Origin of the sequence: Halobacillus halophilus (assembly GCF_020171985.1) — a bacterium.
Taxonomy (GTDB): domain Bacteria; phylum Bacillota; class Bacilli; order Bacillales; family Halobacillaceae; genus Halobacillus; species Halobacillus halophilus_A.
Window position 1 is genome coordinate 35,004 of sequence record NZ_JAIVAL010000017.1, and the last position, 19,345, is coordinate 54,348.

The window sequence follows — 19,345 nt, forward strand, 5'->3', positions numbered from 1 at the left end:
AGACATCTTCTAATTACTGTTTTTGATGGGCATGTGTAATTTTGGGTTTAACTTTTTTCGTCGTACTGAATATAAACATCATCAGTCCAAAGAGTACTATGGAGCCGCCAAGCCACTGGGACCAGGTAACAGGCTCGCTCAACAGCCAGTAAGCAAGAATGGCTGCACCAATCGGTTCCAGTAGCACGGCCATTGAGATCGTTGAAGTGCTGATCCAGCGCAGAGTCCAATTAAATAAGGAATGGCCGAAGAAAGTCGGTATGATAGCCAGTGCAAGGAAGATTAGCCATTGAGAGCCGTTGTAACCGGTGAATGATTGATTTAAAATAAGGTTGTAAAGCAGTAAAGTGACGGAAGCTGTGCCATAGGCAAGAAAAGTGTAAGTCATAAGGGAGAGACGTTTTCTTAAGTTCTGACCCAGCAGGAAATAGCCGGTAACCATAAAGGCTCCTAAAAGGGCCAGGATATCTCCGAGAAGAGCCAAACCGCTAATTTGAAAATCGCCCCAGCTTATAATGACACTTCCTGTTATTGTTATGACCAGGCTTAAAACCGCACCGATTGTGAAACGCTCTTTAAAGAAAATGAAAGTCCCGATAAAAGCAAAAATGGGCTGCAGCGAAACGAGAACGACCGAGCTTGCAACAGAAGTGTACGACAGGGACTGAAACCATAAAATAAAATGAAACGCTAAAAACACCCCGGATAAACTAGCCATGAGCCAATCTTTTTGATTAATTTGTTTGATTTCATCAAAATGTTTCCATAATACATAAGGGGACATAATAAGCACAGCCAGCGACAGTCGGAAAAAAGCTACAATGGATGCCGGAGCATCACCGGCCAATTTAACAAAAATCGCTGCTGTAGATATGGATAGTACCCCTATGAATAAAATTATATATGGATGAATTGGAGGCTTATTCATTAAACCCCTCCTCTGGTAAACAACAGTTGTGCACTTATTTTATCATTCTTCGGATTGAAAAGCATAGGAGAAATGTGTAGAATTAACTGTGTTATGTATGTTATGATGAATGAATCTATTAGGCAGACACCAGAGGAGCCTCTCCCGATTTCTGTGGCGGAAGGCTTTTTTTACATGTTTATAGGCATATAAGTTATATATGATTTTATATAAAAAAGGAGTATGAAATAAGTGACAACATTTAATTCACTAGGGTTATCAAACCCAATTCTAAAATCTTTAGATGATATGGGTTTTGAAGAAACCACACCGATTCAAGAACAAACAATACCTCTAGGGCTGGAAGGCAAAGACGTGATCGGTCAAGCTCAGACAGGTACAGGTAAAACAGCAGCATTCGGTATTCCGATGCTTGAGAAAATTGACAAGCAGGTCAAATCCGTTCAGGGATTGATCGTAGCTCCAACTCGTGAACTGGCTATCCAGGTCGCAGAAGAGATGAACCGTCTTGGTAAAGTCAAAGGAGTTCGCGCACTACCTATTTATGGTGGGTCGAACATGGAACGCCAAATCCGGTCTCTTAAGACAAATCAAATTGTCGTAGCTACACCGGGACGTTTGCTTGACCATATTCGCCGTAAAACTATAAAGCTTCAAAATGTACACACGGCTGTACTGGATGAAGCAGATGAAATGCTGAACATGGGCTTCATCGAAGATATTCGTGACATCCTAAAAGCTCTTCCTGAAGAGCGTCAGACGCTGCTTTTCTCAGCTACGATGCCTAAGGAAATTCGTGATATCGCGACAACCTTAATGAATAACCCTGAAGAAGTAAAAGTTAAATCAAAAGAAATGACCGTTGAAAATATCGAGCAATACTTTGTGGAGATCCCAGAAAAACACAAATTTGACACATTGACTCGCCTGCTTGATATTCACGACCCTGCTCTTGCCATTGTATTCGGTCGTACGAAGCGCCGTGTAGATGAGGTAGCGGACGGTTTACAAGCACGTGGATTCAGCGCAGAAGGAATTCACGGTGATCTGACTCAAGGTAAGCGTATGTCTACGTTGAACAAGTTCAAGCGTGGACGTATTGAAATCCTGGTAGCTACAGACGTAGCTGCTCGTGGGCTGGATATTTCTGAAGTATCACATGTGTATAACTTCGATATCCCTCAAGATCCTGAAAGCTATGTTCACCGCATTGGACGTACCGGCCGTGCAGGACGTAAAGGTGAGTCTATTTCTTTCGTAACACCACGTGAAAAAGATCAGCTTAATTTGATTGAAAAGCTTACGAAGAAAAAAGTGGAGCGTCTTAAAGTTCCTTCTTCTGAAGAAGCTTCCCGCGGCCAGCAAAAAGTAGCGGTAGAAAAGCTTGTAGAATCTCTTGGTTCAAACGACCTTAAGAATTACAAGCATTCAGCTAACGAATTGCTTGAGCAATATGATTCTGCTGATATCATAGCGGCGGCTCTTAAAATGATGACGAAAGAGCGCAGCGAAGTACCTGTCAGCTTGACTTCTGTACAGCCGATCAGCGTGAAAAATGCTCAGCGCAGTAAAGGTAAGAAGAATTATGGTAAAGGCGGAAATCGTAATTACAACTCGAAGAATAAATCCCGCAACCGTAATTTCAACGGAAAAGGCGGCAAGCGTGGTTACCAGAACAAAGGACGTAACTCAAACGCTAAATAAATCATAAAGAAAAAAGGTCAGACCCATTGAGGTCTGGCTTTTTTTTATTGGGAAACTCTTTTCAGCCTCCGTTGTTGTATTTCACAGTTAGGTTATACCACTAAAGGGCCGGATTGTGTAAGACTCCGTTTCGAGATAACTTGGGTCCGTTGCCTAAAATCGATGAGGGCGGCTGCGGAAACAACTCGTCTTGTTCCATCACCCAGACACTCGAGACATAAGCCGCTCATCAACGGATTGAAAAACCGCCATCCTTTTGATGATCGGCTTATGCTGGTCGTGTCTTTCGGGGTGATTCCACATTTGAACACTTTCCTGCGGGGGAACTGGCAAGCCTCCTCGGTCGCTTCACTCCCTGTGGGGTCTCGCCTAGCTCCTTCTCCCGTGGGAGTCTCGTCGTTTCCTCCGCCGCCCCAGCAATATCTGGTAAACGGACCCTTCTATAGGCGGTGGAGAGGTGCTTGGATCTGCCGCAAATGCTTGTATAACGGGAATTATCCACCCATGTACGCTTATTTTTAATAGTTAATCACCACCATAAACCGGTGCGTTTCGAATAAGATTTCGAGCTCCATATATCGCAAGGTCCGGAGGGGGACGATGTAGACTCCTGCGGGATAAACATGATCGGTGAGACCCCGGAAAGCTTTAGCTTGAGGAGGCTCAGCACATATAGGAAGTTCGACTAAAACCGCCACTTCCTGTGGCAACATCGAACGACCCTGCGTCGTGCAGGGCCGGAAAGAGAAATCGTCCTCCGCAGGACCTTACGCTCAACAAATATCTCGAAATCGAGTCTTACAGAAAAGGGAGCTTATATGGAACAAACAACTAAATAAAAGAGTATAGTAAAAAAGCCTCTCCTTAGTCTAGGAGAGGCTTTATGGTTAAGAAAACAGCCAATGTTTATAGTACTCGGCTGAACAGGGCTACGGCTACGAGGAAAATTATCACAAACCAGAATGCGTAACCACCGTATTTTTTCCAAGGAAACCGCCGCTTCTTCCATCGATTAGGATTAAAAGAAATATCTCCGCTTGACTGACTCGAAGTACGGGCGCGCTGCTGCCAAATTGAAAATGGTCTTGCATTTCGGAGAATGGTTGGAGCGATGGCAAACCCGCCAATCAATCCAAACAAATGGCCGAGTACATTGATGTTAGGTCGCGTAAATGTCATGAACAAACCTAATATAAAAATAACCATAACGATTTGTGAGTTGGCCTGATCGATTAGGTTCTTGCGGAAAAGGACCATAAAGACGTAGACGCCAAAAATTCCAAAGATGGCACCTGAAGCGCCTAGATGCTGGTAATAAGCGTCTGGATTTACGATAAAGGTTCCTAGATTACCTGCAATTCCTGCGAACAAATACATAAAGATGAATTTAAACTTACCAAGAATCTGTTCAAGTGCCGGACCGAATAAAACAAGTGAAAAGGAATTAAATAAGGCATGAGCAAATCCTGCATGCAGAAAAATTGGGGTGACAAGCCGCCAGTATTCTCCTTCGAGGATTAAGACATTAACTCCGACTCCAAAGCGCAGGAGCTCCAGTGCAAATCCGAATTGGAGAAAGTCAATTAATATCCACAGCAAGAGATGAATACCAACAAGTGTGGAAACAATGGGATAGAACTTCAGAAATTCTTTGAAACTTTCTGTTCTGACAAACATAGGCGTTATTCTCCTTTAAGTTGCGTTCCTACTATCATACTATGACGCGCTCCGAATCTCATATCCATTTTTATCGGCATAAAATTCGGGTATACTGTTACTACTTCAGTAGAAAAGGAAGATCTTATGTGATCAGAGGTATCGGAATTGACATCATTGAAATGGATCGTATTAAACAAAGTATAAAGCGAAAGCCTCGATTTATTCAACGAATTTTAACGGATGGAGAGTACCAGCGTTTTAAAGAATTAAATGAACGCCGGCAGACTGAATATGCTGCTGGACGATTTGCTGCTAAAGAAGCTCTCGCAAAATCCCTGGGTACAGGTATTGGTGCTTTGAGCTTTCAGCACATTGAAGTTTTATCGAATGGTAAAGGAGCCCCGTCTATGAAGGTTCAGGGGTTTGAAAATTTGCACATATGGTTGTCGATCAGCCACAGCACTACGCACGCTGTTGCTCAAGTGGTGTTAGAAGAGAGGTAATAGATCTGACATATTTACATAGTTTGTCTCATAACATTGTAATGCGGGTAGGAGGGAACTTTTTGGATATTGTAACCGCACAAGAAATGTACGAAAGGGATCAGGCAGCCATTGAGTCTGCCGGGATTGATGGAAAGATGTTAATGGAGAGCGCCGGTCGTGCGGCAGCTGATGATTTGGAGCATAGAATTAAGCGTAAAGATCAGGTGATTGTGCTCATAGGATCCGGAAATAATGGCGGAGACGGTTTCGTCATTGCGCGGACGCTTCTGAACAGAGGCTACAAGGTGGAAGCCTGGCAGGTCGTTCCTGATGAAAAAATCTCAGGGGACGCGGAAGCCCATCGGGATATTTTTAAAAACTCAGGGTTTGAGCTGAAGAAATTTTCCCTTATGGAGGAATTCCTGCCTTCCCTATACCAGGCATCCGTGATTATTGATGCGATGCTTGGGATTGGTATAGAAGGACGTCTGAGGTCCCCCTTAGCCGAAATTGTTGAAAAAGCAAATGGGCATAAAGCGCTTAGACTAGCGATAGATCTTCCGACAGGTCTTCCAGCCGGAGAAGGTGTTGATGATTTTGATGCCTTCCATGCAGACTACACGACCATTATAGCTGCTCCAAAACTAAGTGTTTTTCTGCAGCACACAAGTCCTTATTACGGAGAGTGGAGTGTCGTAGAAATTGGACTTCCTGTAAAGAAACTTCCAGAAGTTAAGCGGTATTTATGGAGTGTGGAGGACGTTCAGAAGAATTTACCCCAACGAGATAGTCATTCTCATAAAGGCAGTCATGGGAAAGGTGTAATGGCAGGAGGCTCCTATTTTATGCCGGGATCTATTGCTATGGCGGCAAGAGCAGCGTTAAGAAGTGGGACGGGTCTGCTTACCATTGCAACCGCTGAAAGTATTATTCCTTCCGTTACTTCTTATGTCCAGGAAGCAACTTTTTCCGGATTGGCAGAGAAAGAAGGAGTGATTACCGGACAAGTGATCCCTGAATTATCAAAGTATGACGGGGCTGCGATTGGTATGGGGCTTGGACGTCACGAAGAAGCTGCAGGACTAGTATTGCATATGCTTCAAGAGTGTAAAGGTCCTTTATTGATTGATGCAGATGGTCTTTATGTGCTGAAACCCATGCTTAATTCTATGAAAGACAGGAGTCTGCCTACGGTCATAACCCCTCATCCTGGAGAATTTGCTTATCTTGCGGGTATATCTATTCAAGAAATTCTGCAATCCCCTTTTCGAAGAAGTCGAGAATTCGCTTCTGAATACGGAGTGTATCTCGTCCTGAAAGGTCCTTACACTATTATTACTGCTCCAGATGGTGAGCAGCGGGTCGATATGACTGGTAATGCTGGTCTTGCGAAAGGCGGAAGTGGAGATGTTCTGTCTGGTATTCTATTTGGAATGATGCTTCAGTCAGACAATATTCTCGATGCCTTAAGTAATGGCTGTGTGATTCATGGTTCGACCGCTGATTATTTGGTTCAGGAGGAACATTCGAAGACTGATCTTCTCGCTTCGGATTTGGTTGAAGGTTTATCCCATACCTTTCGTACATTTTCTGCGTCATCCAAAGCATAACGTTCCCTTTGTCCTTCAGTAGAGACAAAGGAGTTGAGTCTTATGCAAAGACGTTTTCTCATCATATTGTTCACCATGCTGGTTCTTGGAGCGTTAACCGCTTGTGGCTCGCAATCAAAAGAGGATGTTATGAAAAAGCTCGAAAAACAATCAGAAGAAATGGCTGGATATAAGACAGAGGCCAATATGAAGATGCGGACAGGAGAAGAGGAGCAGAAATATCATATCCAAGTCTGGCATAAGAAGGACGATTTCTATCGTGTGAAGCTGGAAAATGATCAAGATGAAAAAGGGAGCCAGATTATCTTAAAGAATGACAGTGGCGTCTATGTATTAACACCGGCCCTTAATAAGAGCTTTAAATTCCAAAGTGAGTGGCCGCAAAATACAAGCCAGCCTTACCTTTATGCTTCTTTACTGAAAGATATTCAGGCCGATGGAGATGCTGAGTTCAGCGCTACTGAAAACCATTTTAAATTTAAGACCAAAACCAACTATCAGAACAATAAAACATTACCTTACCAGGAAATCTATTTCGATAAAAAGTCCTACCAGCCCGTTATGGTCAAAGTTTTTGATCAGGATATGAATGCTCTGGTAGAAGTGCAGTTTGCTAATTTCGCAAAAGATGAATCCTTGAAGAAAGAAGATTTCGATGTTGATAAGAATATGGCTATGGCTCCTTCTGAAGTGCCGGTAGCAAGTATGGAAGGAACCGAAATGGCTGAAGTTCTTTATCCTCAAGAAACTTACGGAGCAGACCTTGCTGAAGAGCAGGAAGTTAAGACGGAAGATGGTAAACGGGTTATTATGACGTATGGCGGCGACAAGAGCTTTACGCTTATTCAGGAAAAAGCAGAGGTGCAACCTGCCAGCGCCCAATATTCTGTACAGGTAAACGGAGAGCCTGTTCAGTTGGCTGATGGGGTTATTGGAGCGATGGAAAATAATCGGCTGGAGTGGAGCCAGAATGGTACAACGTATCAGCTGGCAAGCAATGACTTAACGCAAGCTGAAATGGTTTCAGTGGCAAGCTCCATTAATAGTACAGCAGTGAAATAATCATGGAAGGAGCAGGCTTAACGGTCTGCTTTTATTTTTACTTGTTGCTGCAGGAACGCCATTGACAGGGGAACCCCCACGTTCAATAATAGAAAGATATGGAACAAAAGAGGAGGGGACCCCGTGTCAATCGAAACTTTTTATCGAGATTCCTGGGCAGAAGTGGACCTGTCCAAGATTGGTTACAATATCCGGCAGTTGCAGGGGCGTCTTCAGGATGGAACTGAAATCTATGCGGTGGTAAAAGCCAATGCTTATGGCCATGGGGATATCCAGGTTGCAAAGCAAGCATTAAAGTCAGGGGCAAAAGCTCTTGCTGTTTCTCTTTTAGATGAAGCAATCCGTCTTCGGGAAGCTGGAATAGAAGCCCCTATATTAGTAATGGGATGGACTCGGCCGGAAGATGCTGTAACGGCTTCAGAATACAAGGTTTCAGTAACCGTTTTTCAAAAAGAATGGATGGAGCAAGTACAATGTCTTCATTTTGAAAAACCGCTGAAACTGCATATGAAATGGGATACAGGAATGGGGAGAATTGGTATTCGAACGACAAAGGAAATGGACGATATTCTCGATCATTTCCGGCATAACCCGAGCTTAGAATTGGAAGCGGTGTTCACTCATTTCGCGACGGCGGATGAAGAGGAAACGGGGTATTTCGAAGAACAGGAACGACGGTTTGAGTATCTATTTTCCCATTTTGAGAGGGTATGGCAGGAAAATGTCGAAGTTCATACAGGAAATAGTGCGGCCAGTATGAGATTTCCAGACCGAATGAAACACTTTGTCCGGTTTGGGATTAGTATGTACGGTTTATATCCATCAGACGTGGTGAAAGAAGAGCGTCCTATCGCCTTGGAACCTGCCTTTTCCTTGCAGAGCCGTCTCATTCATGTGAAAAGATTGGATGCAGGAGAGGCGGTCAGTTATGGAGCAACCTATCATACCCGAAAAGAAGAATGGATTGGTACGGTTCCTCTTGGTTATGCTGACGGATGGATACGAAAATTACAGGGGATGGAAGTGCTGGTTGACGGCAAACGTCACCCGATTGTTGGCAGGATCTGTATGGATCAATTTATGATTCGTCTTGATCAGGAATATCCTTTGGGCACAAAGGTTACCTTAATTGGTAAACAGGGGGCTCACGAGATTACCACGGATGAAGTGGCAGATTATCTTGAAACCATTAATTATGAAATACCCTGTATGATCAGCTACAGGGTTCCGAGAATGTTTTTTGAAAACGGCCATATGGTGGAAGTAGATAATCCTCTATAAAAAAACGGGTCCAGGTGTGAGACAATCCTCCCTATGTTTGGATGTAACAGAGCACATTTCACGAAAAAATTCCAACATGCCTTTGCAATAGACACTCCCCTTTGATAAGATTAGAGTGGAATTATTGACTGGTTTTCTTTCTGAGAGAAGATGGTGGAGGTGTATGGTTTTGTCCGATAGCATGCAGGAGATTGTCATCCGGATTCCGGATAACCTACTCAATGAAGTGGACGGCTTTATTCAACTCGAAAATAGTGATCGGAGCGATTTCATGTGTCAAGCAACTAAAATGTATTTGCGTGAGAAGAAACAGCGTCATGTCAGGGAATCCATGCGAAGAGGCTACATGGAAATGGCGAAAATTAATTTAAACATCGCTTCAGAAATGTTTCAAGCTGAAGAGGAGGCAGAACACACCCTGGAGCAATTAGTGGGCGGGGTGTGAAGCCAGTGATAGTCAAACGAGGAGACGTTTATTTCGCTGATTTGTCCCCGGTAGTGGGATCAGAGCAAGGCGGGGTGCGTCCTGTACTCATCCTTCAAAATGATATCGGTAATCGTTTTAGCCCTACAGTTATCGTAGCTGCAATTACAGCGCAAATACAAAAAGCCAAACTTCCCACACACGTAGAAATCAATGCAGAAAAATATGGGTTCGAACGAAATTCTGTGATCCTATTGGAACAAATCAGAACGATTGATAAACAGCGTTTGACCGACAAGATTACTCAACTGGACGACGCAATGATGCTGGAAGTCAACAAAGCGCTGCAAATCAGCCTTGGATTAATTGATTTCTGATTACAACAGAGCATAAGGAAAAAACGATGTTTTTTTCCTTAGATAAAGTTACCTGCGTGAGGTAGCTTTATTTTTTTTTATTGTGTAGTTTATAATAGAAATATGATGAAGATTCTTGTAACTTATTATATTAGCATTCATTTCCACAACGTATTAGTATGATGTTACCCTGATTTTTGGTAACATTATATCTGAATATTATTAGAGCGTGTCCTAATGATTACTGAATAGGGTTCCGAGGCGGAGGTTTAGATAATGGATGAGAAATTAAAGAATGTCGTGTTAGAACACAGCGACGATATTGTAAAAATGTGGCTGGAGGAAATTGATACTCACAAGAAGAATGATTATACATCGACAATTTCTGAAGAAATGTTTGAAAGTACCAATCGTGAATTTGTGAATGTCATTTTTTCCAGTATTGAAAAGAAGGGCCTCTCTTCAGATTTAGATGATTTTTCGGAACGATTAATTAACCTGGGGTGGCCGCTTAGCTATCTTACAGATGGCATGCAGGTGTTCAGGCGTGTCGTAACGGGATATATTCTGCAGCAGTCCGAAAAAATCGATTCGGATTATTTTTCGAAAGTGTTAAGAGAAGTCGATGACTGGGTGGATCCGATTATCAATCGTTTAGTAAATGAATACTCTGGCAGCTGGGAACACATTGTATCTCTGCAGCGGGTAGCGCTGCAGGAACTGTCAGCGCCTTTGATACCCGTCATGGAAAACATCACGATTATGCCTCTTATAGGAACGATTGATACGGAACGTGCCAAGCAGATTATGGAGAACCTTCTAGATGGAGTTATTAAACACAATGCTGAGGTTGTTTTAATTGATATTACGGGAGTGCCTGTCGTTGATACAATGGTGGCCCATCATATCATTCAAGCTGCAGAAGCTGTCCGTTTAATTGGCTCCCGGTGTATCTTAGTGGGCATACGTCCTGAAATTGCTCAAACGATTGTGAATCTAGGAATTGATCTCGGGAAATTCCCGACAAAAAGTTCACTTCGTAAAGGGTTCCAAACAGCACTCGAATTAACGAATCGCCGCATAGAAGAAACTCAGAATAATGATAAAGATATTGAACGATTAATCGATTCGCTAGACAGGGAGTGAACAAATTGAGAATTCCTATATTAAAATTGCACAATTATTTACTGATCTCCATTCAAATCGATTTGGATGATCAGACAGCTATACAATTTCAAGAAGATCTGTTAAGTAAAATTCATGAAAGCGGTGCTTCTGGTGTCGTTATCGATTTAACTTCCGTTGACATCATTGATTCATTCATCGCGAAAGTCCTTGGAGATGTGGTCACAATGTCCGATTTAATGGGTGCCAAAGTGGTGCTTACGGGTATTCAGCCAGCTGTGGCTATGACTCTGATTGATTTAGGGATACACTTGCAGGATGTCCCTACTGCATTAGATTTAGAACAAGGATTGATTAAACTTCGTCAGGAACTGGAGGAGTAGCCCATGGACTTCCAATCCTGTGTGAATATAAAAAAGGAGTGGGACATTGTAGGGGCACGCCAACTTGGTCGGGACATTGCCAGAAAAATTGGGTTTGGCACAGTCGATCAGGCGCGGATAGCCACTGCCATATCAGAGTTAGCAAGGAATATTTATTTGTATGCTGGAACAGGTAAAGTCTGCTTTGAAGCTCTTGAAGATATGAATCAAAAAGGAATCAGGATACTGGCCATAGATAGTGGTCCTGGTATTAAAGAACTCAGTCAGGTGATGGAAGACGGGTTTTCTACATCTGGCGGACTCGGTGCAGGTCTTCCGGGTGTAAAGCGTCTAATGGACGATTTCGATATTACATCCGAAGAAGGAAAAGGGACTGAAATTACAGTCATTAAATGGCTCCGTTAAAGGAGGATAAGACGATGAGTACACTAAAGCTTGACCTGGAAAATTATAAAGAACTTCTACAGGAATATATCAAAACACAAGATGAACAAGCTCTGTATCAGGCAGAGCAGTTCAGTAAGCAGTCTATGCAGCAAAATATTTCACCTGAAGAAATTATAAATGTGCATATTCAATCTTTACAGGAACTATACCCGGAAATGCCCGATTACATTCAGGCATCGATGAATTTTCTTTTAGAAACTATGATTTCTTATGGACTGGCTTATCAAGAACATCAATCGCTTCGCGAAAAACAGCTGGAGCTTAAATCCGAAATTTCTGTAGCCGCTAATATGCAAAAAACCTTATTGTCCACTGTTAAACCGGATGTGGAAGAGGTGGACATTGGAGCTTTGAGTGTACCTGCTAAACAGATGAATGGGGATTATCACCATTTTGTTCAGGATGGCAAAGGTTCTCTCGGAATAGCTGTAGCGGATGTCATTGGAAAAGGGGTACCTGCAGCATTGTGTATGTCTATGATCAAATATTCAATGGACAGCTATCCGGAAATGCGTATGGATCCAAGCGTGATTCTGGGCAGTCTGAATCGCGTCGTTGAACGAAATGTGGATGCGAGTATGTTCATTACAATGTTTTATGGACTCTATAATTCTAATACGCACACGTTCTCTTATTCTTCTGCTGGTCATGAGCCTGGTTTTTATTACTATAGTGACCGGGATGAGTTTGAGGAAATAGATGTGCCTGGACTTGTGCTGGGGGTATCTCCTGAAACAAGCTACACTCAGTACCAGAAGAAAGTTGAAAAAGGCGACATGATTATCCTTCTGACAGATGGAGTGACGGAGTGCAGGCAGGGAGACCGTTTTATTGAACAGGAAGAGATTCTTCACGTTATCAAGCAATATTCCCATTTGCCCGCTCAGGAAACAGTCGAGAATGTTTATAAGCACTTTGAACGTCTTCAGGATTTTCATCTGCGTGATGATTTCACCCTGATCATTTTAAAAAGGAATGTTTAGTCCTTAATTGAAACGGGTATTTACCGTTTGATGGACTTTTACAGGAATATTAGGAGGACTTTTAGATGAACCTAACGATAGATGTTACGAATAAAGAAAATGTCGCTTATGTTGTGCTTTCGGGAGAGGTGGATGCATTTACAGCACCGAAGCTAAAAGATGCTTTATTGCCCTTAACGAAAGAAGAAGGTCAGACTGTGGAAGTTGATCTTCATAATGTGAATTACATGGATTCTACAGGTCTTGGTGTCTTTATTAGTGCTTTAAAATCTACAAAAGAGTACAATACTGAGTTGAAATTGGTACAAATGCAGGAGCGTGTGTACCGCTTGTTTAAAATTACCGGTCTTACAGAGATCATGAATATAGATTCTACAGTACAAGGTGGAATGCAATAATGGAACCATTTGATTTTGTTGAAATAAAGGTCCCTGCCAAAGCGGAGTATATCGGCGTGGTACGTTTGAGTATTTCTGGTATCGCCAACCGCATGGGCTTTACCTATGAAGATATTGAAGATTTAAAAGTAGCCATCTCTGAAGCCATTACGAATGCTGTTAAACACGGCTATAATGAAACAGGTGAAGGAGAAATCACTATAGGTTTTGGTGTGTATGATGACCGTCTTGAAGTAATGGTTGCAGACCACGGCGGCAGCTTTAACCTTGGAGACATTAAGCAGGATATCGGCCCTTACAAACAAGATGACAATATTGAAGAGCTCCGTGAGGGTGGTTTCGGATTGTTCCTGATCGATGCACTTATGGATAAAGTTGAAATTAATAGTAAATATGGAGTGATTGTACTAATGACGAAATATCTCCATGAAGCTGAGGTGGGTCAGAATGGCGACCAGATCTCAACATCACAATGATGAAGTATATGAATGGATAGAACACTTACAGGAAAATCCTACTGATGAAGCGGTCCAGGAGAAGATTGTGCTTGTTTATAAAGACCTTGTGGAATCCATTGCACGCAAGTATTCCAAGAACAGCACTATCCATGAAGACCTGGTCCAGGTCGGCATGCTGGGGCTTTTAGCGGCCATTCGCCGTTACGATCCCTCTTTTGGAAAGTCTTTTGAATCTTTTGCTATCCCTACAATCATCGGAGAGATTAAACGATTTATCCGTGATAAAACGTGGAGTGTACATGTTCCCCGTCGGATTAAAGAGCTTGGTCCTAAGATTAAAAAAGCGGCCGAAGAACTCACCAATACTCTCCAGCGATCTCCATCCGTTATTGAAATAGCGGACCATCTGGAAGTTTCAGAAGAGGATGTCCTGGAAACAATGGAAATGGGTAAAAGTTACAAAGCTTTATCTGTCGATCGTAAAATTGAAGCGGATTCTGATGGAAGTACAGTAACGATCCTTGACCTTATCGGCAATCAGGATGATGGATATTCTCAAATTGATCAGCAGATGCTTCTTGAGAAAGTCCTTCCCATTCTAAGTGAACGTGAGCAGGAAATTCTTCAGTGCACTTACTTTGAGAATATGAGCCAAAAGGATACAGGAGAAAAACTCGGGATTTCCCAGATGCACGTTTCTCGTCTTCAACGACGAGCTCTTCGCAAACTAAGGGAAGCCTTGCAAGCTGAATCGGTAGAGGCCTTCTAGTGGAAGAGCAGTCCAAGCATGTCCGTCTATCGATTTATCAAAAAGCGAAAAAAGGCAACTACTATTGCGGAGATAGTTACTTTTATAAAGAAACTGAGGATGCTTTCATATGTGCTTTAGCTGATGGATTGGGCAGCGGAGAAATGGCCCATGAATCTTCTAAAGCCGTTATGAATGTCATTGAAGAACACACGGATTTAACTATTGAAGCCCTGGTTCGGAAATGTAATGAAGTGTTAGTAGGTAAACGAGGGGTCGTTCTTGGGATACTTAGAATAGACTTTACTGCTAAAACATATTCATACTCTTCTATTGGGAATATTGGAGTCATAATCATTGAACCAGATGGCAGAAGACATCGCAATATTCCATTGGCCGGTTATTTAGCCGGATTCTCTCGTAAGTTAAGAGTTTCAAGAGGAGAGATCAGCGCAGGCATGATCTTTTTACTTTTTTCGGATGGAGTAAATGACCGTAGATTAACATCTAAATATATCTCCACAAATAATGTGAGCGATATTACTGATCAATATAAAGAACTTTATGGACAAGCCAGAGAAGATGATACCACATTAATTGCCATGGAGTATGTATAAAAGGCCTTATTCTTATGAAAAGAGAATAAGGCCTTTTTTAATAACTTAAAAAGAGAAAGGATAGTCTCGCGTTCTTCTGACGGATCAACCAAGAATTTGATACAATACAGAGTAGATGTTTGTGAAGGAGGCCTTTTTTTGAGTGAAATAGAGCAGAAGCCTGAGTTGATGAGCTTGGTAGCTCAACAGACCAGTATCAAGGAGTCATCGGTTAAGCAAGTTATAGAATTACTGAATGAAGGGAATACTGTGCCTTTCATTGCCCGCTATAGAAAAGAATTGACGGGTGGTTTAGATGAAGTACAAATTAAATCAATAGAAGATCAGTGGAGTTATGTAAAAAACCTGACCCAAAGAAAAGAAGAAGTCATTCGGTTAATTGATGAGCAGGATAAATTAACGGAAGAATTACGTAAAGAAATCCAGCAAGCGACTCAGCTTCAAAAAGTTGAGGACCTATATCGTCCGTATAAGCAGAAGCGAAGAACAAGAGCCACGATTGCGAAGGAAAAAGGTTTGGAACCTCTTGCTTTGCGAGTCTGGGAGCAACAAGACATGGATTTCTCTAAAGAAGCTCCATCCTACTTCTCTGAAGAACATGAAATGGTAAGTGAAGAAGAGGTAGAGGCTGGTGTAAATGATATTATTGCCGAATGGATTTCGGATGACCCAGCCTACCGGGATCAAATAAGAAAACAGACCTTTCAAAAAGGGACGATCCAATCATCGGATAAAAACGCAGATAAGGACGAAAAAAATATATTTGAGATGTACTACGAATATCAGGAACCTGTAAGGTCGATCGTTTCCCATCGTATTTTAGCTTTAAATCGTGGGGAGAAGGAAGGCGTGTTAAAAGTAGGAGTGCAGCCTCCAGAAGAATCCATTGTTGATTACATAAAGAAAAAGGTGATCAAGAATTCTACTTCTGGCAAACTCCGGGAAATTTTAACGGAAGCTATTCAGGATAGTTATAAACGGTTAATCCAACCCTCTATCGAAAGAGAAATCAGGAACTCCCTCTCTGAAAGCGCTGAGGAGCAGGCTATTGAAGTATTTTCCAGTAACCTGCGAAGTTTGTTGCTGCAGCCGCCGCTAAAAGGGAAAGTTGTATTGGGGGTGGATCCTGCCTACCGTACCGGATGTAAATTGGCGGTTATTGATGAAACCGGGAAAGTGCTTGATATTGCCGTTATTTATCCAACGGCTCCAAAAAATGATACGGCCGGATCAGAGAAAAAAATATTGTCGTTTATGAAAAAATATCCGATTGAACTTATGGCGATTGGTAACGGCACAGCTTCCAGAGAAACAGAACAATTCGTTGCGGATATGATTCAAAAACATAACCTGGATGCTTCTTATATGATTGTGAACGAAGCGGGAGCGAGTGTGTATTCTGCTTCTAAGTTAGCGCGTGAAGAGTTCCCTGACCTGCAAGTCGAAGAAAGAAGTGCTGTATCTATAGCCCGGAGAGTTCAGGATCCATTGGCTGAACTGGTGAAAATTGATCCAAAATCCATTGGAGTGGGGCAGTACCAGCATGATGTCACTCAGAAGAAACTAAATGAATCATTGACGTTCGTTGTAGAAACTGTAGTCAACCAGGTAGGAGTAAACGTTAATACGGCTTCTTCTTCTTTACTTCAATACGTATCAGGTCTTAGTAAAGCTGTAGCCAATAATGTAGTGAAGAAGAGAGAAGAAATCGGGAAGTTTACGAAACGTTCAGAACTTAAGGATATTCCAAGGCTTGGCGCCAAGACGTATGAACAGAGTATTGGATTTTTAAGAATTCTGGATGGAAAAGAACCGTTGGATCGTACGCCGATTCATCCTGAAAGCTACCGTTCAGCCCGCTCACTCTTGAAAATGGTCGATGCGACTGTTGAAGATCTAGGTAGCGCGGAGATTGCAGAGAAGCTTAAAGCAATGGATACAGAACAAACGGCTGACGAACTGGATGTAGGCACGATGACCTTTGAGGACATAAGGAAGTCACTCGTTCAGCCTGGACGTGACCCAAGGGATGACTTGCCAAAACCACTGTTGAAAACGAATGTACTCTCTATGGAAGATCTTGAACAAGGTATGGAGCTTGAGGGGACGATTAGAAACGTAGTGGATTTTGGGGCTTTTGTAGATATAGGAGTTAAACAGGATGGGCTTGTCCATATTTCCAAGCTTTCAAATAAGTTTGTTAAACACCCAATGGACGTTGTTTCTGTAGGAGATGTTGTAACGGTATGGGTAGAGCAGGTGGATACCCAAAAACAACGAATCGCTCTCACGATGATGCCTCAATCATAAGATTTCCATAGATACCCGGGAGGAGATTTTCCTTCTGGGTACTCTTTTATTTATAGAGGTGTTGGTAATAGTACCAGCACTGGTTCAGCATTTTAATTTGATATTTATCTTTATTGGCGAAAGCTCTAGCCATTTGATTTTTTAGCCATGCAGGCATGGATATCTACTCCTCTGTATTCATCTTTTTTGATACTTATGATAAAGTATGCTAAAAAGCCGGTAGGTGTTCCTATATGACGATGACAAATGAAGAATTACAACAATGGACAGAAGAAATCTCCCTTGCCAATTTTCAAAAGCCTTACGTAGATAATGTTGAATTTAATCCAAGACTTAGAACTACAGGAGGAAGGTATATTCCTTCTAAAAGAGTGATCGAACTAAACCCTAAGTACTTGGATGAATTGGGGGAGGAAGAGTTTAAGGGCATTATTAAACATGAACTTTGTCATTATCATTTGCATATCGAGGGTAAAGGATACAAGCATGGGGACCGTGAGTTTAAAGAACTTCTGAAAACAACTAACTCTCCAAGATTCTGTAAAGCCTTACCATCTCAAAAGCAGAAGCAGGCAGAGTTACATTATTATACGTGCACCTCATGCGGTCTGGAATATAAGAGAAAGAGAAGAGTTAATACGAAAAGGTATGGTTGCGGAAAATGCGGGGGAAAACTTAAAAAGAAGTGAAAAATCCATTGACGGATTATTAAGTGCGTGTTAAATTAAATAAGCCTTAACAAAACAACCCCCGAAACAAGAAAAAGAAACAAATTTTTTGCGGGAAAGGGTTTGACATTATCAGCTGAATATTATATTATATAAAACGTCGCTGATAACGAAGTTGTTTTTAGGACAAGCAAATGAATCTAAAGTTTTTTATTATTCCAACGTAGCTCAGTGGTAGAGCAATCGGCTGTTAACCGATCGGTCGTAGGTTCGAATCCTACCGTTGGAGCCATTACGGAGAAGTACTCAAGTGGCTGAAGAGGCGCCCCTGCTAAGGGTGTAGGTCGCGCAAGCGGCGCGAGGGTTCAAATCCCTCCTTCTCCGCCATTACTTATTTTTGTGATGGCCCGTTGGTCAAGTGGTTAAGACACCGCCCTTTCACGGCGGTAACACGGGTTCGAATCCCGTACGGGTCACTTTTTATTACATAGGTCCGGTAGTTCAGTTGGTTAGAATGCCTGCCTGTCACGCAGGAGGTCGCGGGTTCGAGTCCCGTCCGGACCGCCACTTTTATGTTTGGGCCATAGCCAAGCGGTAAGGCAACGGTTTTTGGTACCGTCATGCGCTGGTTCGAATCCAGCTGGCCCAGCCATTTTCTTTTGAAAAATGAGTTGACAAAAAGCAACGGACGTTATATGATAGTCCTTGTGCTTTTAACGAAAGCTTGTTGATTTCTCATTAGAAAATAGATTGATAACATTGCGAGCCATTAGCTCAGTTGGTAGAGCATCTGACTTTTAATCAGAGGGTCGAAGGTTCGAATCCTTCATGGCTCACCATTTATTAACGCGGGTGTGGTGGAATTGGCAGACACGCTAGATTTAGGATCTAGTGCTTCACGGCGTGGGGGTTCAAGTCCCTCCACCCGCACTTTCCAATCACCATGATCAGCAGCGGATTGTCTTTACAACTTGCGGTCGTGGCGGAATCGGCAGACGCGCTAGGTTGAGGGCCTAGTGGGGGCAACCCCGTGGAGGTTCAAGTCCTCTCGGCCGCACTAAGTTTTTTCAAAAAAACCCTTGCGTTAAACCGTAAAGCATGTTACATTAATAAATGTCGCTTTTTTGATAAGCGCCCGTAGCTCAATTGGATAGAGCGTCTGACTACGGATCAGAAGGTTAGGGGTTCGACTCCTCTCGGGCGCGCCATTATACGGGAAGTAGCTCAGCTTGGTAGAGCACTTGGTTTGGGACCAAGGGGTCGCAGGTTCGAATCCTGTCTTCCCGACCATCGAGCAACTCTTACATTTAATAATTATATATTGCGGGTGTAGTTTAGTGGTAAAACCTCAGCCTTCCAAGCTGATGATGAGGGTTCGATTCCCTTCACCCGCTCCATTATTTCTTTAACATTGGGGCCTGTAGCTCAGTTGGTTAGAGCGCACGCCTGATAAGCGTGAGGTCGGTGGTTCAAGTCCACTCAGGCCCACCATGAACACTTTTGATCTTTGAAAACTGAACGAACCAACCAGTACGTCAAGATATTCTTTCAATCTAGAAGGAATTCAAACAAGCACATTTGGTGTGCAAAGAGCTAATCAATCTCAACTTTTATGGAGAGTTTGATCCTGGCTCAGGACGAACGCTGGCGGCGTGCCTAATACATGCAAGTCGAGCGCGGGAAGCAAGCGGATCCCCTT

Annotated in this window: 20 protein-coding genes, 12 tRNA genes and 1 rRNA gene; 30 read left to right on the top strand and 3 right to left on the bottom strand. The window is 42.6% G+C overall.

Annotation, left to right across the window (positions count from 1 at the left end):
- Positions 1 to 13 precede the first annotated feature (13 nt).
- Positions 14 to 928 carry a DMT family transporter gene (locus LCM11_RS19675; protein ID WP_224895946.1) on the bottom strand — a complete coding sequence of 305 codons (915 nt, stop codon included), beginning with the start codon at positions 926 to 928 and terminating at the stop codon, positions 14 to 16.
- Positions 929 to 1,159: 231 nt separating this feature from the next.
- Between LCM11_RS19675 and LCM11_RS19680 the strand changes: the two genes are divergently transcribed.
- Positions 1,160 to 2,632 carry a DEAD/DEAH box helicase gene (locus tag LCM11_RS19680; protein ID WP_224895947.1) on the top strand — a complete coding sequence of 491 codons (1,473 nt, stop codon included), beginning with the start codon at positions 1,160 to 1,162 and terminating at the stop codon, positions 2,630 to 2,632.
- 906 nt (positions 2,633 to 3,538) lie between these two features.
- On the opposite strand, the gene LCM11_RS19685 is transcribed toward LCM11_RS19680, so the two are convergent.
- Complete coding sequence (locus tag LCM11_RS19685) at positions 3,539 to 4,309, bottom strand: rhomboid family intramembrane serine protease (protein ID WP_224895948.1); 771 nt, start codon at positions 4,307 to 4,309, stop codon at positions 3,539 to 3,541.
- 128 nt (positions 4,310 to 4,437) lie between these two features.
- Here LCM11_RS19685 and acpS point away from each other — a divergent pair, with 128 nt between their 5' ends.
- The 15 genes from acpS (at position 4,438) to LCM11_RS19760 (ending at position 16,978) form a co-directional block, all read left to right on the top strand.
- Positions 4,438 to 4,794 (top strand): holo-ACP synthase, encoded by a 357-nt coding sequence (acpS, locus tag LCM11_RS19690; protein WP_224895949.1) that lies wholly within the window; start codon positions 4,438 to 4,440, stop codon positions 4,792 to 4,794.
- A gap of 62 nt (positions 4,795 to 4,856) precedes the next feature.
- Complete coding sequence (locus LCM11_RS19695; protein WP_224895950.1) at positions 4,857 to 6,386, top strand: NAD(P)H-hydrate dehydratase; 1,530 nt, start codon at positions 4,857 to 4,859, stop codon at positions 6,384 to 6,386.
- 42 nt (positions 6,387 to 6,428) lie between these two features.
- A complete protein-coding gene (locus LCM11_RS19700; RefSeq protein ID WP_014641672.1) occupies positions 6,429 to 7,448 on the top strand; it encodes a LolA family protein in 1,020 nt (339 codons plus the stop codon).
- Between the two features lie 123 nt (positions 7,449 to 7,571).
- A complete protein-coding gene (gene alr / locus LCM11_RS19705; protein ID WP_224895951.1) occupies positions 7,572 to 8,729 on the top strand; it encodes an alanine racemase in 1,158 nt (385 codons plus the stop codon).
- Between the two features lie 163 nt (positions 8,730 to 8,892).
- The gene (locus tag LCM11_RS19710) at positions 8,893 to 9,174 is read left to right on the top strand and encodes a CopG family ribbon-helix-helix protein (RefSeq protein WP_014641674.1); all 282 of its coding nucleotides are present in this window, start codon (positions 8,893 to 8,895) and stop codon (positions 9,172 to 9,174) included.
- A 5-nt stretch (positions 9,175 to 9,179) separates the two neighbouring features.
- A complete protein-coding gene (locus tag LCM11_RS19715) occupies positions 9,180 to 9,530 on the top strand; it encodes a type II toxin-antitoxin system PemK/MazF family toxin (RefSeq protein WP_014641675.1) in 351 nt (116 codons plus the stop codon).
- A gap of 255 nt (positions 9,531 to 9,785) precedes the next feature.
- Complete coding sequence (locus tag LCM11_RS19720; protein WP_224895952.1) at positions 9,786 to 10,655, top strand: RsbT co-antagonist protein RsbRA; 870 nt, start codon at positions 9,786 to 9,788, stop codon at positions 10,653 to 10,655.
- A 5-nt stretch (positions 10,656 to 10,660) separates the two neighbouring features.
- Positions 10,661 to 11,017 carry an STAS domain-containing protein gene (locus LCM11_RS19725; protein WP_014641677.1) on the top strand — a complete coding sequence of 119 codons (357 nt, stop codon included), beginning with the start codon at positions 10,661 to 10,663 and terminating at the stop codon, positions 11,015 to 11,017.
- A 3-nt stretch (positions 11,018 to 11,020) separates the two neighbouring features.
- On the top strand, positions 11,021 to 11,422 hold the full coding sequence (locus LCM11_RS19730; RefSeq protein ID WP_089752251.1) for an anti-sigma regulatory factor: 402 nt from the start codon (positions 11,021 to 11,023) through the stop codon (positions 11,420 to 11,422).
- A gap of 14 nt (positions 11,423 to 11,436) precedes the next feature.
- Complete coding sequence (locus LCM11_RS19735) at positions 11,437 to 12,447, top strand: PP2C family protein-serine/threonine phosphatase (protein WP_224895953.1); 1,011 nt, start codon at positions 11,437 to 11,439, stop codon at positions 12,445 to 12,447.
- A 65-nt stretch (positions 12,448 to 12,512) separates the two neighbouring features.
- Positions 12,513 to 12,845 carry an STAS domain-containing protein gene (locus LCM11_RS19740; protein ID WP_224895954.1) on the top strand — a complete coding sequence of 111 codons (333 nt, stop codon included), beginning with the start codon at positions 12,513 to 12,515 and terminating at the stop codon, positions 12,843 to 12,845.
- Positions 12,845 to 13,321 (top strand): anti-sigma B factor RsbW, encoded by a 477-nt coding sequence (rsbW, locus tag LCM11_RS19745; RefSeq protein WP_014641681.1) that lies wholly within the window; start codon positions 12,845 to 12,847, stop codon positions 13,319 to 13,321. Before LCM11_RS19740 ends, rsbW begins: the two co-directional genes overlap by 1 nt.
- Positions 13,293 to 14,072, top strand: coding sequence for an RNA polymerase sigma factor SigB (gene sigB, locus LCM11_RS19750; RefSeq protein WP_224895955.1), 780 nt, complete (start codon positions 13,293 to 13,295; stop codon positions 14,070 to 14,072). The genes rsbW and sigB overlap by 29 nt, the downstream gene beginning before the upstream one ends.
- Positions 14,072 to 14,668, top strand: coding sequence for a PP2C family serine/threonine-protein phosphatase (locus LCM11_RS19755; protein WP_224895956.1), 597 nt, complete (start codon positions 14,072 to 14,074; stop codon positions 14,666 to 14,668). Before sigB ends, LCM11_RS19755 begins: the two co-directional genes overlap by 1 nt.
- Positions 14,669 to 14,836: 168 nt before the next feature.
- A complete protein-coding gene (locus LCM11_RS19760) occupies positions 14,837 to 16,978 on the top strand; it encodes a Tex family protein (RefSeq protein ID WP_224895958.1) in 2,142 nt (713 codons plus the stop codon).
- Positions 16,979 to 17,024: 46 nt separating this feature from the next.
- On the opposite strand, the gene cmpA is transcribed toward LCM11_RS19760, so the two are convergent.
- Positions 17,025 to 17,135 (bottom strand): cortex morphogenetic protein CmpA, encoded by a 111-nt coding sequence (cmpA, locus tag LCM11_RS19765; protein WP_087946026.1) that lies wholly within the window; start codon positions 17,133 to 17,135, stop codon positions 17,025 to 17,027.
- A gap of 76 nt (positions 17,136 to 17,211) precedes the next feature.
- On the opposite strand from cmpA, the gene LCM11_RS19770 reads away from it, so the two are divergent.
- The 14 genes from LCM11_RS19770 to LCM11_RS19835 form a co-directional block, all read left to right on the top strand.
- On the top strand, positions 17,212 to 17,667 hold the full coding sequence (locus tag LCM11_RS19770) for a SprT family protein (RefSeq protein WP_224895957.1): 456 nt from the start codon (positions 17,212 to 17,214) through the stop codon (positions 17,665 to 17,667).
- 196 nt (positions 17,668 to 17,863) lie between these two features.
- Positions 17,864 to 17,938 (top strand) — tRNA-Asn (locus LCM11_RS19775).
- A gap of 4 nt (positions 17,939 to 17,942) precedes the next feature.
- A tRNA-Ser gene (locus LCM11_RS19780) sits at positions 17,943 to 18,033 on the top strand.
- A 17-nt stretch (positions 18,034 to 18,050) separates the two neighbouring features.
- Positions 18,051 to 18,122, top strand: a tRNA-Glu gene (locus tag LCM11_RS19785).
- A 14-nt stretch (positions 18,123 to 18,136) separates the two neighbouring features.
- Positions 18,137 to 18,213: transfer RNA gene (locus LCM11_RS19790), tRNA-Asp, on the top strand.
- A gap of 10 nt (positions 18,214 to 18,223) precedes the next feature.
- Positions 18,224 to 18,298 (top strand) — tRNA-Gln (locus LCM11_RS19795).
- Between the two features lie 111 nt (positions 18,299 to 18,409).
- A tRNA-Lys gene (locus tag LCM11_RS19800) sits at positions 18,410 to 18,485 on the top strand.
- A gap of 9 nt (positions 18,486 to 18,494) precedes the next feature.
- A tRNA-Leu gene (locus tag LCM11_RS19805) sits at positions 18,495 to 18,576 on the top strand.
- Between the two features lie 43 nt (positions 18,577 to 18,619).
- Positions 18,620 to 18,703: transfer RNA gene (locus tag LCM11_RS19810), tRNA-Leu, on the top strand.
- A gap of 74 nt (positions 18,704 to 18,777) precedes the next feature.
- Positions 18,778 to 18,854, top strand: a tRNA-Arg gene (locus LCM11_RS19815).
- Between the two features lie 5 nt (positions 18,855 to 18,859).
- Positions 18,860 to 18,936: transfer RNA gene (locus tag LCM11_RS19820), tRNA-Pro, on the top strand.
- A gap of 33 nt (positions 18,937 to 18,969) precedes the next feature.
- Positions 18,970 to 19,043: transfer RNA gene (locus LCM11_RS19825), tRNA-Gly, on the top strand.
- A gap of 17 nt (positions 19,044 to 19,060) precedes the next feature.
- Positions 19,061 to 19,137: transfer RNA gene (locus tag LCM11_RS19830), tRNA-Ile, on the top strand.
- Positions 19,138 to 19,255: 118 nt separating this feature from the next.
- Positions 19,256 to 19,345, top strand: a 16S ribosomal RNA gene (locus tag LCM11_RS19835); the annotation flags it as partial.

Bases quoted from the DNA above. Each gene is read 5' to 3' on its own strand.
- LCM11_RS19675 (WP_224895946.1), bottom strand. From the start codon at position 928: ATGAATAAGCCTCCAATTCATCCATATATAATTTTATTCATAGGGGTA.
- LCM11_RS19685 (WP_224895948.1), bottom strand. From the start codon at position 4,309: ATGTTTGTCAGAACAGAAAGTTTCAAAGAATTTCTGAAGTTCTATCCC.
- LCM11_RS19700 (WP_014641672.1), top strand. From the start codon at position 6,429: ATGCAAAGACGTTTTCTCATCATATTGTTCACCATGCTGGTTCTTGGA.
- LCM11_RS19710 (WP_014641674.1), top strand. From the start codon at position 8,893: ATGGTTTTGTCCGATAGCATGCAGGAGATTGTCATCCGGATTCCGGAT.
- LCM11_RS19720 (WP_224895952.1), top strand. From the start codon at position 9,786: ATGGATGAGAAATTAAAGAATGTCGTGTTAGAACACAGCGACGATATT.
- LCM11_RS19730 (WP_089752251.1), top strand. From the start codon at position 11,021: ATGGACTTCCAATCCTGTGTGAATATAAAAAAGGAGTGGGACATTGTA.
- LCM11_RS19735 (WP_224895953.1), top strand. From the start codon at position 11,437: ATGAGTACACTAAAGCTTGACCTGGAAAATTATAAAGAACTTCTACAG.
- LCM11_RS19740 (WP_224895954.1), top strand. From the start codon at position 12,513: ATGAACCTAACGATAGATGTTACGAATAAAGAAAATGTCGCTTATGTT.
- rsbW (WP_014641681.1), top strand. From the start codon at position 12,845: ATGGAACCATTTGATTTTGTTGAAATAAAGGTCCCTGCCAAAGCGGAG.
- sigB (WP_224895955.1), top strand. From the start codon at position 13,293: ATGGCGACCAGATCTCAACATCACAATGATGAAGTATATGAATGGATA.
- LCM11_RS19760 (WP_224895958.1), top strand. From the start codon at position 14,837: ATGAGCTTGGTAGCTCAACAGACCAGTATCAAGGAGTCATCGGTTAAG.
- cmpA (WP_087946026.1), bottom strand. From the start codon at position 17,135: ATGCCTGCATGGCTAAAAAATCAAATGGCTAGAGCTTTCGCCAATAAA.
- LCM11_RS19770 (WP_224895957.1), top strand. From the start codon at position 17,212: ATGACGATGACAAATGAAGAATTACAACAATGGACAGAAGAAATCTCC.